The following is a 12,569-nucleotide window of genomic DNA, read 5'->3' as shown; positions in this document are numbered from 1 at the left end:
CTCCGCTTATGATTGCGCCATTGGTATTTTCGGAACGTGCCGTCCGACGACCGCCGCGACCTCGCCGCCATGATGTACCCCGTGGTGCGGGCGCTGCTCGCGGTAGAGCAGCCCGTGCTCGACGCGCACGGCGTCGCCATGTGGGGCTACTCCGTGCTCACCGCGCTCGACCGCACGCCCATCCGCACCCAGGCCGCGCTGGCCGAGGCCATCGGCGCCGACAAGACCCGCATCATCGGCACGCTCGACGAGTTGCAGGACGCCGGGCTGATCACCCGGACCCCCGACCCCGACGACCGCCGGGTGCGGCTGCTCGCCATCACCGACGAGGGCCGCCGGGTGCGGCGGGCCATCACCGCCGGCATCCGGTCGCGCGAGGACCGGCTGCTGTCCCGGCTGCCGGCCACCGACCGCCGCGGGTTCGTCCGGGCCCTGACGGAGTTGTCGGCGCTGCCGCCGGACGAGCTGGCGAACCTGGCTGACGACTGACGCCCGTGGTCAGTGGCTCGCCGCCGTCGCCAGCCTGATCGCCACGGCGGCCAGCAGCACGCCGGTCGCCTGCTCGATGCGGGCCTTGACGGCCGGACGTCGCAGCCAGCGGCCCAGCCGGTCGACGGCGGCGACGTAGAGGCCGAACCAGGCGAGGTAGAGCAGCGCGAACACCGCCGAGAGCAGCAGCGCCTCGGCCCGCGCCGAGCCCGCGCCGGCGGACAGGAACTGCGGCAGGAACGTGACGAAGAACAGCGCGACCTTGGGGTTGAGCGCGTTCGACAGGAAGCCCTGACGCAGGTAGGCCCAGCGCCGCGGCGGGGCCGTCACCACCTCGCCGGCGGCCGCGGGCGAGCGCCGCGACCGCGCCGCCGAGCGCAGCAACTGCACGGCCAGCCACAGCAGGTACGCCGCGCCGGCGATCTTCAGCACGGTGAACGCCGTCGCCGAGGCCAGCAGCAGCGCCGACAGCCCCACCGCGGCGGCGGTCGCGTGGACCGCCAGGCCGAGCACGCCGCCGGTCATCGTCAGCAGCCCGCCGGTGCGGCCGCCGACGAGCGCGTTGCGGGTGATGAGGGCCTGGTCGGGACCCGGCAGCATGATCAGCACGAGGGCGGCGAGGGCGAAGGTCGTCATGGGAAAAGCCTGCCCGGCCAGCATAGATAGGTCCAATGCCAGTTTCCGTGCTGACTCATGAGTAGGCTCTATGAATGGTCAGCTTGGTGCAGCTTCGGATCCTCGACGCGGTCCACCGGCACGGCTCGGTCACGGCCGCGGCGCGCGAACTGCACTACACGCAGCCGTCGCTCAGCCACCACCTCGCCCGGCTCGAGACCGAGACCGGCGCGCACCTGCTGCAGCGGGTCGGCCGCGGCATCCGTCTGACCGAGGCCGGCCGGCTGCTGGCCGAGCGCGCGGCCGAGATCATCGGCCGGGTCGACTCCGCGGCGGCCGAGCTGTCGACGCTGGTCGGGCTGCGGGCGGGCCGGGTCCGGCTGGCCGGCTTCGGCTCGGTCATGAGCGCGCTGGTGCCGCGCGCCGCCGCCGTCCTCGCCGAGCGGCACCCGGGCCTGGAGCTGGGCCTGGCCGACGCCCACCCCGACGACGCGCTGCGGCTGCTGCGGGCCGGGCGGGCCGACGTCGCGGTGATCTTCCGCTACGACGAGACGGCGCCCGAGGAGGACGGCGTCCGGCTGCGGCACCTGCTCGACGACCCGCTGTACCTGCTCACCGGCGGCGACGGCGCCGGCGGCGGCCCGCTGGCCGACCATCGCGACGCCGCGTGGATCGGCGGCTGCCAGCGGTGCCGCGCCCACCTCGTCGAGCTGTGCGAGCGGGCCGGGTTCACGCCGCGGCTGACCTCGACCACCGACGACATGGTCGTCATGCAGAGCCTGGTCGCCGCCGGCCTGGGCGTCACGACCATCCCCGGGCTGGCGCTGCGCGCCCACCGCGACCCCGCCGTCACCGTCACCCGCCTCGACGTGCCGCCGCGGCGGATCTTCGCCGCCACCTACGGCGACCCGCCGGACCCGCCGGCAACGGCGGCGCTGCTCGACGCGCTCGGCGAGGCCGCCGCGCTCACCGCCCGTACAGCCGCGCGGTGAGCGGGGCGAACACGGCGGTGACGGCGGCGGCCTCGGCCAGGGTGAGCGCGACCTCCGGCCCGGCCGGGTCGCCGTACAGCAGCGCCCGCACCGCGTCGACCAGGTGCGAGATCGGGTTGACGTCGACGAACGCGGCCACGACGCCGGGCAGGGTCGCGGGGTCGACGAACACGTTGCTGACGAAGACCAGCAGGAACACCGCCATCATCCCGATGCCCTGCACGGCGCCGGCGTTGCGTACCGCCAGGCCGAGTGTCGTGAACAGCCACGACAGCGCGAACGCGAACACGACGACGAGCAGCGCGGCGGCCAGCACGCCGAGCACGCCGCCGCCGGCGTCGAACCCGAGCAGCAGCCCGGTGACGACGATGATGGCGGCCGTCGCGGCGTACCGGACGGAGTCGGCCAGCACGGCGCCGACCAGCGGCGCGGCCCGCCAGCCGGGCAGCGAGCGGAACCGGTCGACGACGCCTGAGGAGCGGTCGGCCTGCAGCGTGACGCCGGACTGGACGGCGGTGAGCAGCACGCCCATCACCAGGATGCCGGGCAGCAGGAACTGCAGGTAGTCGCCGGTCGTGCCGGAGATCGCGCCGCCGAACACGTAGGTGAACATGACCAGCAGCAGGATCGGGCCGATGGTGACGTCGACCAGTTGCTCGGGCACGCGGCGCAGCTTGAGCAGGCCGCGCCGGGCGTAGGCGGCGGTGGTGGCGACGGCGCCGGCCCGGTGCGGGCGCGGGCCGCCGGTGAGCGACTCGATGGTCATGACGACACCTCCTGGCGTGCGGTGAGAGCGAGGAACACCTCGTCGAGGCTGGGCCGGTCGAGCGAGAAGCCGGTCACGGGGGCGTGCCGGCGGGTCAGCTCGGCGAGGATCGCCGTCGCCCGCTCCGGGTCGTCGACCGGCGCGGTGAGCGCGCCGCTGCCCGGCTCGTGCACGACGTCGAGGCCGAACGACGAGCGCAGCGTGCCGGCCGCGGCCGCGGCGGTGCCGGCGTCGTCGAACCGGACGTGCAGCCGGGCGGCGCCGACGGACGCCTTCAGCTCGCCCGGCGTGCCCTCGGCGACCACCCGTCCGCCGTCGACGACGGCGACCCGGGCGGCCAGCGCGTCGGCCTCCTCGAGGTACTGCGTGGTCAGCAGGATCGTGGTGCCCTGCGCGGCCAGCGCCCGGACGATGCGCCACACGTCGGCGCGGCTGCGCGGGTCGAGGCCGGTGGTCGGCTCGTCCAGGACCAGCAGGTCGGGGGTGACGACGATGCTGGCGGCGATGTCGAGCCGGCGCCGCATGCCGCCGGAGTACTGCTTGACCGGACGGCCGGCGGCGTCGGCGAGGTCGAACGCGGCCAGCAGCTCGGCGGCCCGCTCGCGCGCCGCCCGGCCGGTGTGACCGAGCAGCCGGCCGATCAGCGTCAGGTTCTCCGCCCCGGTGAGGTCCTGGTCGACCGACGCGTACTGCCCGGTCAGCGACAGCCGGGACCGGACGGCGTCGGCCTCGCGCCGCACGTCGTGGCCGAGCACCCGGGCCTCGCCCTCGTCGGCGGCGAGCAGCGTCGCGAGCACCCGGACGGCGGTCGTCTTGCCGGCGCCGTTCGGACCCAGCAGCCCGTAGACCACGCCGCGCTCGACCGTCAGGTCCAGTCCGTCGAGCGCGCTGACCTCGCCGAACCGCTTGCGCAGCCCGGCGGTCTCGATGGCGAGCGTCATGGATGCCTCCTTGGCTTCATAGTGAAGTGGCTTCACTATATAGCGAAGCGATCCCCGGAAACGCCTGCTGGGCGGGGTGCGGGTGGCTAGTGTGACGAGTGTCACCGCGGTGACCACGGGGAGGTGATCGCATGACCACGCCCGACGACGACCGCCCGGCCGGCACGGCCCCTCCCGACGACGGCGACGCGCCGAGCGGCGAGGCGACGAACGGCAAGCGCGGCGGCGAACTGCCCCGTTCGCGCACCGGCGCGGTCTGGGTCGGCATCTGCGTCACGGTGCTGGTGCTCGGCCTGCTGATCGTGTTCATCGCGCAGAACACCGAGACCGTCGACGTCACGTTCCTCTGGATGAACGGCACCGTGCCGCTCGCCGTCGCGCTTCTGATCGCGGCCGCTGGCGCCGGGCTGCTGGCGACCATCGTCGGCACCATCCGCATCGCGCAGCTGCGCCGCCTCAACCGCCGGGGCTGACCGGCGGCGACGCCGATCTGACGTCGGCGTGACGCTTCGCCGGCCCATGCTGGCGTCCACCGCTCGCGAGGAGGACGCCATGACCGTTCGCTGGGTCCTCGCCTTCGACGCCTCGTGCGGCACCTGCCGCGAGATCTGGGCCGCCGTCGCCAGGGCCGCCGGGGACCGGCTCGAGGTGCTGCCACTGCGCCACCCCGACGTCGAGGACTGGCGGCGGCGGGCCGGCGACCCCGAATGGGCGCCGACCCTGCTGCGCGTCGACGGCGACGCGGTGAGCGCGTGGACCGGCGCCCGGATGGCGGTCCCGCTGGCCCGCCGGCTCGGCCCGCGCACGTCGGCGGGGGTGCTGCGCGCGCTGGGCCGGCTGCGCCGCGAAGCGGCGGGGCGCCCGCTGGATCGTCCGGTCCACGACCGGGCCGGGTTCCTTCGGCTGGGCGCCGGTGCGGTGGTCGTGGCCGGGATGGTGATCGCCGGCCGGCCGCCCACGTTCGCCGAGCGCACCCGCACGGCCGCGCAGGCGTGGGTCGACGCGCACCGCGACGCGCTACCGGCCGGCTACGACGCCTTCGCCGCCTATCCCGTGGCGTACCGGCGGGCCATCTACGCCGCGCACCCGGTAGCCGTCCGCAGCACGCTCTGGGTGGAGCACCTCACCCGGTTCGACGCGGCCCGGACCGGGCTGACGGCGGCACAGCGAGCGGTGGTCGACGACGCCGTCGCGATCGCCGCCGACCCGGCCGCCCACGCGCCCGGCGGCCGTCCGGACGACGCCCTACTCGACCTGCACGCCGACGCCGTCGCCGCGTTCGGGGAGTCGGACGCGTACGCCCTGCTGGGCACGCTGGGTCCGGACGATGGCACCGCGGCGCTCGCGGCCCGGGCGCCGGACTGCGACTGCGACACGCGCTACGTCTGGTGCCACGGCCACCCCTGTCGCCGCGGAATGTGGATCTGTCGGAGGTCAGAGACAGGCTGCGGCGACCTGTGTGGGTTCGAGTGCAACGGCATGTGCCGCACCGACTGACGTGCCCACCGCTCAGGTGCGCAGCGTCCGGCTCGGTGACTGCCCGAACTGCTGCCGGTACTCCATGGCGAACCGGCCCGGCTTCGCGAACCCCCACGACGCGGCGACGGCGGCCACGGTCGCGCCGGACGTGGGGTCGGCGGCCTGCAGCTCCCGGTGCGCGCGTTCGAGCCGCACCCGGCGCAGGTACGCCAGCGGCGTCGTGCCCAGGTGCCGGGCGAACGCGTACTGCAGCGCGCGGGCCCCGATCCCGGCGGCCGCCGCGATGTCGGCGAGCGTGATCGGCGCGGCGGCGTTCGTCTCGATGTACGCCGCCGCACGGCGCACGGCCCGCGGCGCGACGTAGCCCGGCCCGGGGGAGTGGGCGACGGTCATCGTCGTGTTCGGGAACGTCGCCAGTGCGGCGGCGGCCGCGCTGCGCACCAGCTCCTCGGCGACCAGCGGGTGCGCCGCCGAGGAGTCGTCGGCCATCAGCTCGCGCCCGACCAGCGCGCACACGTTGCGGAAGTACTGCCCGAGCCGCGGCGTCACCGGGGACATCGACTCGAACCGCAGGTCGGCGGGGTCGATGCCGAACCGCTCCGCGGCGAGGTCGGCGGCGCACGACATCGGCAGCCGCAGGATCCCGGCGTCGAGGTCGGTCCACCGCGCGGACACCGGCGCGCCGGGCGGGAACAGCAGGGAGTCGCCGGCGACGGCCTGCACCTCCTCGCCGCCGGCCGTCGCGGTGAACCTGCCGTGCACGACGGACATCGCGAACAGGTAGCCGAACGGCTCGGTGGCGGTCCGGAAGTTGACGGTGACGTGGACGCGGTCGGCGCCGAGCGGGCCGGCCCGGACCGCCGCGCGCGCCGACACGACGCGGAACTCCGTCCCCGCGTGGTCGCGGCCGAGGCGCGGCTGGTGGCCGATGTAGAGCCGGCGGATGACCTCGGCCGACTCGTTCATGGTGCGCGCGACCACCACGGAGCGCTCGATCGGCACCGTCGCGACGTGGTTCCCCATGGGCACCCCCGGGTCTGCCCGGCCCTGCTGGCCCAGCGTACGCACGATCTGCCCGGAAAGCGCAAGGTTGTGCGGACTTCCTGTTCCAGCAGCGCGCGGCGCGGATTACGGTGCCGTAGCGGCAGTGCGAGGAGTCGGGGGAATCCGCACCCGCCGCCCGTGACCCGGGTCCATTCGAGAGGCATCCCGGGTCTCCGTCCCCCGGTCGCGCGGTGCGAGAGCCGGACCAGGGCCGCGGCCGGGGGCTCACGGACCCCGCCGCCGGGAGTCGTCATCCCGCCCACAGGTACCCGGCGGCGGCCCGTGATCGCGGCGGAAATAGTTGACATGTCATCAATGTTGTGGACGGCATGAGTGACATCGCGTTCGGACTGGACACCTTCGGCGACGTGCCGGAAAGCGACGACGGCGTGCCCGTCAGCCACGCGGCGGCGATCCGCCAGGTCGTCGAGGAGGCCGTCCTGGCCGACGACCTCGGCGTCGACGCGATCGCGCTGGGCGAGCACCACCGTCCCGACTACTCGATCTCGACGCCGGAGACGGTGCTGGCCGCCATCGCCGCACGTACGTCGTCCATCCGGCTCGGATCCGGCGTGACGGTGCTGAGCTCGGACGACCCGGTGCGGGTGTTCCAGCGCTTCGCCACCGTCGACGCGCTCTCCAGCGGCCGCGCCGAGGTGATCCTGGGCCGCGGCTCGTTCACCGAGTCGTTCCCGCTGTTCGGCTACGACCTCGCCGACTACGACCAGCTGTTCGAGGAGAAGCTGCAGCTGTTCACCCAGCTGCTCGACGAGAAGCCGGTGACCTGGAACGGCACGATGCGGGCCGGGCTGGAGAACGCCGACGTGTACCCGAAGACCGAGTCCGGCCGGCTGACCACCTGGGTCGGCGTCGGCGGCACCCCGCAGTCCGTCGTCCGCACCGCCTACTACGGCCTGCCGCTCATGCTCGCGATCATCGGCGGCGCGCCGGACCGGTTCGCCCCCTACCTCGACCTCTACCAGCGCGCGGCCGGCCAGTTCGGCACCGTCGCGCACCCCGCCGGCATGCACTCGCCGGGCTTCGTCGCCGACACCGACGAGGAGGCCAGGGAGGTGTACTACCCGCGGTACAAGGTGAACCGCGACCGCATCGGCCGCGAGCGCGGCTGGCCGCCGATCACGCCGCGCGAGTTCGAGCACGAGATCGAGCACGGCTCGCTCTACGTCGGCTCGCCGGAGACGGTCGCCCGCAAGATCGCCGGCGCCGTCCAGACCCTCGGCGTCGGCCGGTTCGACCTCATCTACACCGCCGGCGCGCAGCCGGTGAGCGCGCGGCTGCGCGCCGTCGAGCTGTACGGGTCGAAGGTCGTCCCGATGGTCCGCGACCTGGTGACCGGCTCGTGACGACCATCGCGATCCTGGGCGCCGGCAAGGTCGGCACCGTCCTGGCCCGGCTCGCCGTCGCGGCCGGGTACCGGGTGCTGGTCGCCGGCTCGGGCGCGGTCGACCGGATCGCGCTGATCGTCGACGTCGTCACGCCCGGCGCGGTCGCCGTCACCGCTCGTCGGGCCGCCGAGGAGGCGGACGTCGTCGTGCTGGCGCTGCCGCTGGGGAAGTACCGGACGATCCCGGCCGACGCGCTGCGCGGCAAGCTCGTGCTCGACGCGATGAACTACTGGTGGGAGGTCGACGGCGGCCGCGACGACCTCACCGACCCGCGGACGTCGTCGAGCGAGCTGGTGCGGGCGTTCCTGCCGCAGGCGCGGGTCGTCAAGGCGTTCAACCACATGGGCTACCACGACCTCGAGGACGGCGCGCGGCCCGCCGGGGCGCCGGACCGCAAGGCCATCGCCGTCGCGGGCGACGACGCCGCCGACGTCGAGCGGGCCGCGCAGATCGTCGACGCGCTCGGCTTCGACCCGGTCGTCGCCGGGCCGCTGGCCGAGGGCGTGCGGATGGAGCCGTTCACCCCCGTCTTCGGCGCGAACGTCGACGCGGGGGAGCTGCGGGTGCTGCTGGACGACTTCCCGGCGACGCCGCGTGGACGCGAGGTGGCCGCGGCTCGCGCCGCTACGCTGGCCGGATGAGCCTCGAGCCGGGCCGCGACGACGATCTGCCGCCCGGCCAGCGCGCCGACATCCTCAAGGAACGCATCTACATCACCTTCACCGCGCTCGCCGTCGTGCTCGCGCTGCGCGCCCACGCGGTGTCGGCCGGTGAGGCCGCGCTGTCGCTCGCCGTCGTCGTCATCGGCACCGTCCTCGCCGTCCTCGTCGCCGACATCGTGTCGCACATCGCCGTCCACGAGTCGCTGCCGGTGCGGGCCGAGCTGCGGCACATGGCCCGGGTCAGCTTCGGCGCGCTGGGCGCCCTGGTGCTGCCGGCCGTGTTCATCGGCCTCGCGGTCGCGGACGTGTGGGAGATCGAGCCCGCGTTGAGGGCGGCCAGCATCGCGCTGGTGGCCGCCCTCGCCGCGATCGGCTACCTGGCCGTCCGCCGGGTCCGGCTACCGGCCTGGCAGCGGCTCATCGTCCTGCTCGCCGAGGTCGTCATCGGCCTGGTGGTCATCGGCCTGGAACTGCTCGCTCACAGCCTCTGACGCCCGGGGGTGACGACCGCGGCGATGAGGGCGGAGGCCGCCGCGGCGACGGCAGCCACGATGAAGGCGTTGGTGAAGCCGTCCAGGGTGTCGCCGACGATGCTGGCGGCGGCCACGCTGGAGACGACGGCCGCACCGCTGGCGGCGCCGAACTCGTGGAACGTGCTGACGATGCCCGACGCGACGCCGGCTTCGTGCGGCGCGACCTGGCCGAGCGCCGTCGCCGACGCGACGACGAAGATGGCGCCGGTGCCGGCCGCGCCGACGGACACCCCGGCGACGACCGCGGCCGGGTGCAGCCAGAGCGCGGGCACCGTCATGCCGGCGGCCGCCACCAGCAGGCCGATCACGCCGAGCCGCCGGGCGCCGAGCGTGGTGATGGACCGGCCGGTGAGCTGGGCGCCCACCATCGTGGCCAGCGCGACCGGCAGGAACAGCAGGCCCGTGCGCAGCGGCCCGTACGAGTGCGCGTGCTGGAAGTAGAACGTGCCGAGGAAGAACACCGCGATCATCAGCGCCGTCGCCAGCAGGATCAGGAACGTCCCGGTCGCCACCGGCCGCCGCGCCAGCAGGCGCACGTCCATCAGCGGGGCGCCGGCCCGGCGCTGCCACGTCACGAACGCCAGGTAGCCGGCCGCCGCGGCCAGCACCAGCAGGCCGGTCGTGGCCGTCAGCCAGCCGCCGTCGCCGGCCTGGATGAGCGCGTAGATCAGCGTGCCGGACGACGCCGTCACCAGCAGGGCGCCGAACAGGTCCAGCCGGCCGCGCGGCGTCGTCACCGAATGACGGGGCAGCAGGCGGGCCAGCGCGACCGCGATGACCAGGCCGATCGGCACGTTCACGAAGAACACCCACGGCCAGCCCGGTCCCGCGGTGAGCAGGCCGCCGAGCAGCACGCCGAGCGCCGCGCCGCCACCGCCGAGGGCGGACCAGATGCCGAGCGCGCGGTTGCGCTCGTCGCCGTCGAACAGCGTGACGACCAGCGACAGCGCCGACGGCGACAGCAGCGCCGCGCCGACGCCCTGGGCGATGCGCCCGGCGATGAGCAGTTCGGACGAGTCCGCCAGCCCGGTGAGCAGCGACGCCGCCGTGAACACCGCCAGGCCCGCGAGCACGACCCGCTTCGCCCCGACGAGATCCGCGAGCCGGCCGCCAAGCAGCATCAGCCCGCCGAACGCGAGCGCGTACGCGCTGACCGTCCACGTCAGCGCCTCGCGGCCGGCGCCGAGGTCGGTCTCGATCTGCGGCAGCGCGATGGCCACGACGGTGACGTCGAGGATCAGCATCAGCTGCGCGACCCCGAGGAAGCCCAGGATCCGCCAGCGCCAGGGGTGCGGCGCGACCGCCGCCGTCGTCGTCTCGTGGTCCGTCATGATCCGGCCTCCTTAACTCGTATGTGGAAGTACGAACTAGGGAACCGATCCGGTTAACTCGTATATTCCCGTACGAGCTAAGATTTCTTCATGACGACCCGGACCCGCCGTCGTGCCGACGCTGAGCGCAGCATCGCCCGCATCGTCGCGGCCGCCCGTGAGCTGCTCGGACGCGATCCCGCCGCGACGATCGACGAGATCGCCGCGGCCGCCGGGGTGGGGCGCATGACGCTCTACGGCCATTTCCCGAACCGGGCCGAGCTGGTCGAGGCGGCCCTGGCCGACGCCCTGGCCGACGGCGAGCGCACGCTCTCCGCCGTCGACCTCAGCGGCGACCCGGGCGACGCGCTGGACCGGCTGCTGGCATCCAGCTGGTCACTGGTCGCGGAGTCGTCGTCGCTGCTCGCGGCCGCGCAGGAGGTGCTGCCGCCGGGACGGGTGCGGCAGTTGCACGGCGCGCCGGCGGCCCGGCTGGAGGAGCTGGTCCGCCGCGGCCAGGACGACGGCGCCTTCCGCACCGACCTCCCGATCGGCTGGCTGGTGAGCGCCGCCCACTACCTGCTCAAGGGCGCGGCCGAGGAGGAGCGGGCCGGCCGGCTCGACGCCGCCGCCGTGCCGGGCGTCGTGACGGCGTCGGTGCGGGCGCTGCTCAGGCCGCCGCCAGCACGCCCTCGATGACGCGGCGCGACTCCGCCCGCACCCGCGCGACATCGCTGTCGTACGTGACCAGCGCCTTCCACAGCGCCCAGCCGCGGGCCCGCGCCCACATGGCGTCGTCGGCCGCGGAACCCAGCGCGGAGCGGAACGCCGATCGGGCCTCGCCGTCGAGGAGCGTCCAGGCGAGGACGAGGTCGCAGGCGGGGTCGCCGACCCCGCAGATGCCGAAGTCGATGACGGCGCTCAGCCGGCCGTCGCGGACCAGCAGGTTGCCGGGCGCGTAGTCGCCGTGGAACCAGACCGGCCGGCCGGTCCACGTGGCCGCCAGCGCCGCGTCCCACACCTTTCGGGCGGCGGCGTCGTCGATGCGGCCCGCCGACGCAGCCAGCGCCCGCTCGGTCTCGTCGGCGTACACCGCCACGGACGCACCGCGCCGGAAGTTGTGCGGGCCCGGCGGCGGCCCGCCCTCGGCCTGGGCCGCCCACAGCGCGCGCAGGAACCCGGCCGTGTCGCGCGCGAACGCGACGTCGCCGCCGACGCCGGATCGCAGCGCGGTCTCACCCGGCAGCCAGCGGTTCACCGACCACGTCCAGGGGTAGCCGCGGCCCGGCCGGCCCACGGCCACCGGCGCCGGGATCGGGATCGGCAGCTGCGGCGCCAGCAGCGGCAGCCAGTGCTGCTCCTTGGCGACCTGCTCGCGGTAGTGCGCCGCGCTGGGCAGCCGGACGGACAACTCGTCGCCGAGGCGGAACGTGCGGTTGTCGACGCCCTGCAGCTCGACCGGCCGCACCGGGAGGGCGGCCCACCGCGGGAACTGGTCGGCGATCAGCCCGGCGACGAGCGCGGCGTCGATCTCGGGTGGCGGCGTCATCGCCGGCCACGGTAGGGGTCGCGGCCGCCGCCGGCCAACCAGTTTTTTCCGGTGTCAGAGCCCGGGGTCAGGACCGCGCGTCGCCGGCGTCGCGCTCGAGCTCGGCGATCAGCTCGTCCAGCCAGGCCCCGATGGCCCGCCGCTGGTCGCCGTCGCGCCCGGCGTCGTCGCCGGCCGGACGGCTGGTGCGCCGTGCGTACTCGGCGAAGTGCGCCGCCAGCCCGACGGCGTCGAGGTCGCGGTCGTCGCCGTCCCACTCGGGGTCGGACGGCTTCGGCCGCGCCGGCGTGCTCATGCGCCCCCCACTCCGCCGCTGCCGGACGGTCGTCTCGAGCTCAGGGATGCCATGCTACCGACCAATCCAGACGGTGGTGATCTCCTGGACGTACATGCCGATACCCACGAAGGACCCCCTCGACACCTGCCACAGGTGATGACCATGTTTGCCGAACGGACCGGCAAAGGTCGACGAAAGGCCAGCGCGCGGCCTCGCTCCGGGACGACGATGGTGGCGAGCGCGGAAAAGCAGGGGGTCGGCATGGCTGCAGGGGACATCCACACGGTGCCACGGGGAGACCGGTGGGCCAACGTCTTCGAGGACGGTGACCGCCTCATCGTCAGCGCGGGCACGAAGGAGACGGCGGCCCGCATGGGCCGCGAGCTGGCCCGCCTCCGTGGCGTCCGCCACGTCATCCACGAGAGCGACGACCGCGTCGATGCCCCGGCGCGGCCGCGCGACCTCGTCCGCGGCTGAGTCGGGCCCGCCGCGTGTGTGGTCAGGCC

Annotated in this window: 16 protein-coding genes; 9 read left to right on the top strand and 7 right to left on the bottom strand. The window is 74.6% G+C overall.

Annotated elements, in window-relative coordinates; translation table 11 throughout:
• Positions 1-36: 36 nt before the first annotated feature.
• Positions 37-489 carry a MarR family winged helix-turn-helix transcriptional regulator gene (locus tag BLV02_RS01075; RefSeq protein ID WP_216094197.1) on the top strand — a complete coding sequence of 151 codons (453 nt, stop codon included), beginning with the start codon at positions 37-39 and terminating at the stop codon, positions 487-489.
• Positions 490-498: 9 nt separating this feature from the next.
• On the opposite strand, the gene BLV02_RS01070 is transcribed toward BLV02_RS01075, so the two are convergent.
• Positions 499-1,125, bottom strand: a complete 627-nt coding sequence (locus tag BLV02_RS01070; protein WP_069111230.1) for a LysE family translocator — start codon at positions 1,123-1,125, stop codon at positions 499-501.
• Between the two features lie 74 nt (positions 1,126-1,199).
• Between BLV02_RS01070 and BLV02_RS01065 the strand changes: the two genes are divergently transcribed.
• Positions 1,200-2,096 (top strand): LysR family transcriptional regulator, encoded by an 897-nt coding sequence (locus BLV02_RS01065; RefSeq protein WP_069111229.1) that lies wholly within the window; start codon positions 1,200-1,202, stop codon positions 2,094-2,096.
• Here the strand turns inward: BLV02_RS01065 and BLV02_RS01060 are convergent.
• Together BLV02_RS01060 and BLV02_RS01055 are read right to left on the bottom strand one after the other, a co-directional pair.
• On the bottom strand, positions 2,071-2,862 hold the full coding sequence (locus tag BLV02_RS01060) for an ABC transporter permease (RefSeq protein ID WP_069111228.1): 792 nt from the start codon (positions 2,860-2,862) through the stop codon (positions 2,071-2,073). The genes BLV02_RS01065 and BLV02_RS01060 overlap by 26 nt on opposite strands.
• Positions 2,859-3,803: an ATP-binding cassette domain-containing protein gene (locus tag BLV02_RS01055; protein WP_069111227.1), complete on the bottom strand. Its 945-nt coding sequence runs from the start codon at positions 3,801-3,803 to the stop codon at positions 2,859-2,861. Before BLV02_RS01055 ends, BLV02_RS01060 begins: the two co-directional genes overlap by 4 nt.
• Before the next feature lie 131 nt (positions 3,804-3,934).
• Between BLV02_RS01055 and BLV02_RS01050 the strand changes: the two genes are divergently transcribed.
• A complete protein-coding gene (locus BLV02_RS01050; RefSeq protein WP_069111226.1) occupies positions 3,935-4,276 on the top strand; it encodes a lipopolysaccharide assembly protein LapA domain-containing protein in 342 nt (113 codons plus the stop codon).
• A gap of 79 nt (positions 4,277-4,355) precedes the next feature.
• Positions 4,356-5,300 (top strand): bacteriocin fulvocin C-related protein, encoded by a 945-nt coding sequence (locus tag BLV02_RS01045; protein WP_171906729.1) that lies wholly within the window; start codon positions 4,356-4,358, stop codon positions 5,298-5,300.
• 12 nt (positions 5,301-5,312) lie between these two features.
• Here BLV02_RS01045 and BLV02_RS01040 read toward each other — a convergent pair whose 3' ends face one another.
• Positions 5,313-6,305, bottom strand: a complete 993-nt coding sequence (locus tag BLV02_RS01040) for an AraC family transcriptional regulator (RefSeq protein WP_069111224.1) — start codon at positions 6,303-6,305, stop codon at positions 5,313-5,315.
• A 350-nt stretch (positions 6,306-6,655) separates the two neighbouring features.
• Here BLV02_RS01040 and BLV02_RS01035 point away from each other — a divergent pair, with 350 nt between their 5' ends.
• The 3 genes from BLV02_RS01035 to BLV02_RS01025 are packed head-to-tail and all read left to right on the top strand — an operon-like array spanning position 6,656 to position 8,885.
• Positions 6,656-7,690, top strand: a complete 1,035-nt coding sequence (locus BLV02_RS01035) for an LLM class flavin-dependent oxidoreductase (protein WP_069111537.1) — start codon at positions 6,656-6,658, stop codon at positions 7,688-7,690.
• Positions 7,687-8,373, top strand: coding sequence for an NADPH-dependent F420 reductase (locus BLV02_RS01030; protein ID WP_069111223.1), 687 nt, complete (start codon positions 7,687-7,689; stop codon positions 8,371-8,373). The genes BLV02_RS01035 and BLV02_RS01030 overlap by 4 nt, the downstream gene beginning before the upstream one ends.
• Positions 8,370-8,885, top strand: coding sequence for a hypothetical protein (locus BLV02_RS01025; protein ID WP_069111222.1), 516 nt, complete (start codon positions 8,370-8,372; stop codon positions 8,883-8,885). The genes BLV02_RS01030 and BLV02_RS01025 overlap by 4 nt, the downstream gene beginning before the upstream one ends.
• Here the strand turns inward: BLV02_RS01025 and BLV02_RS01020 are convergent.
• Positions 8,873-10,258: an MFS transporter gene (locus BLV02_RS01020; RefSeq protein WP_069111221.1), complete on the bottom strand. Its 1,386-nt coding sequence runs from the start codon at positions 10,256-10,258 to the stop codon at positions 8,873-8,875. The two genes, BLV02_RS01025 and BLV02_RS01020, sit on opposite strands and share 13 nt — an antisense overlap.
• A 90-nt stretch (positions 10,259-10,348) precedes the next feature.
• On the opposite strand from BLV02_RS01020, the gene BLV02_RS01015 reads away from it, so the two are divergent.
• Positions 10,349-10,936 carry a TetR/AcrR family transcriptional regulator gene (locus BLV02_RS01015; RefSeq protein WP_069111220.1) on the top strand — a complete coding sequence of 196 codons (588 nt, stop codon included), beginning with the start codon at positions 10,349-10,351 and terminating at the stop codon, positions 10,934-10,936.
• Here BLV02_RS01015 and BLV02_RS01010 read toward each other — a convergent pair.
• Together BLV02_RS01010 and BLV02_RS01005 are read right to left on the bottom strand one after the other, a co-directional pair.
• Entirely contained in the window at positions 10,908-11,786 is an 879-nt protein-coding gene (locus BLV02_RS01010) for an aminoglycoside phosphotransferase family protein (RefSeq protein WP_069111219.1), read from the bottom strand. The genes BLV02_RS01015 and BLV02_RS01010 overlap by 29 nt on opposite strands.
• A gap of 67 nt (positions 11,787-11,853) precedes the next feature.
• Positions 11,854-12,081 carry a hypothetical protein gene (locus BLV02_RS01005; RefSeq protein ID WP_069111218.1) on the bottom strand — a complete coding sequence of 76 codons (228 nt, stop codon included), beginning with the start codon at positions 12,079-12,081 and terminating at the stop codon, positions 11,854-11,856.
• A gap of 243 nt (positions 12,082-12,324) precedes the next feature.
• On the opposite strand from BLV02_RS01005, the gene BLV02_RS01000 reads away from it, so the two are divergent.
• The gene (locus tag BLV02_RS01000) at positions 12,325-12,540 is read left to right on the top strand and encodes a DUF2188 domain-containing protein (RefSeq protein WP_069111536.1); all 216 of its coding nucleotides are present in this window, start codon (positions 12,325-12,327) and stop codon (positions 12,538-12,540) included.
• Positions 12,541-12,569 lie beyond the last annotated feature (29 nt).

The sequence above is a fragment of the Jiangella alba genome, from assembly GCF_900106035.1.
GTDB lineage: Bacteria > Actinomycetota > Actinomycetes > Jiangellales > Jiangellaceae > Jiangella > Jiangella alba.
The sequence above is the reverse complement of the archived record's forward strand: the minus strand, read 5'-3'. Positions and strand labels throughout refer to the sequence as shown.

Coding starts and splice junctions, on each gene's coding strand:
- BLV02_RS01070 (WP_069111230.1), bottom strand. CDS start 1,125: ATGACGACCTTCGCCCTCGCCGCCCTCGTGCTGATCATGCTGCCGGGT.
- BLV02_RS01055 (WP_069111227.1), bottom strand. CDS start 3,803: ATGACGCTCGCCATCGAGACCGCCGGGCTGCGCAAGCGGTTCGGCGAG.
- BLV02_RS01060 (WP_069111228.1), bottom strand. CDS start 2,862: ATGACCATCGAGTCGCTCACCGGCGGCCCGCGCCCGCACCGGGCCGGC.
- BLV02_RS01040 (WP_069111224.1), bottom strand. CDS start 6,305: ATGGGGAACCACGTCGCGACGGTGCCGATCGAGCGCTCCGTGGTGGTC.
- BLV02_RS01050 (WP_069111226.1), top strand. CDS start 3,935: ATGACCACGCCCGACGACGACCGCCCGGCCGGCACGGCCCCTCCCGAC.
- BLV02_RS01065 (WP_069111229.1), top strand. CDS start 1,200: ATGGTCAGCTTGGTGCAGCTTCGGATCCTCGACGCGGTCCACCGGCAC.
- BLV02_RS01010 (WP_069111219.1), bottom strand. CDS start 11,786: ATGACGCCGCCACCCGAGATCGACGCCGCGCTCGTCGCCGGGCTGATC.
- BLV02_RS01005 (WP_069111218.1), bottom strand. CDS start 12,081: ATGAGCACGCCGGCGCGGCCGAAGCCGTCCGACCCCGAGTGGGACGGC.
- BLV02_RS01045 (WP_171906729.1), top strand. CDS start 4,356: ATGACCGTTCGCTGGGTCCTCGCCTTCGACGCCTCGTGCGGCACCTGC.
- BLV02_RS01020 (WP_069111221.1), bottom strand. CDS start 10,258: ATGACGGACCACGAGACGACGACGGCGGCGGTCGCGCCGCACCCCTGG.
- BLV02_RS01035 (WP_069111537.1), top strand. CDS start 6,656: ATGAGTGACATCGCGTTCGGACTGGACACCTTCGGCGACGTGCCGGAA.
- BLV02_RS01000 (WP_069111536.1), top strand. CDS start 12,325: ATGGCTGCAGGGGACATCCACACGGTGCCACGGGGAGACCGGTGGGCC.
- BLV02_RS01025 (WP_069111222.1), top strand. CDS start 8,370: ATGAGCCTCGAGCCGGGCCGCGACGACGATCTGCCGCCCGGCCAGCGC.
- BLV02_RS01015 (WP_069111220.1), top strand. CDS start 10,349: ATGACGACCCGGACCCGCCGTCGTGCCGACGCTGAGCGCAGCATCGCC.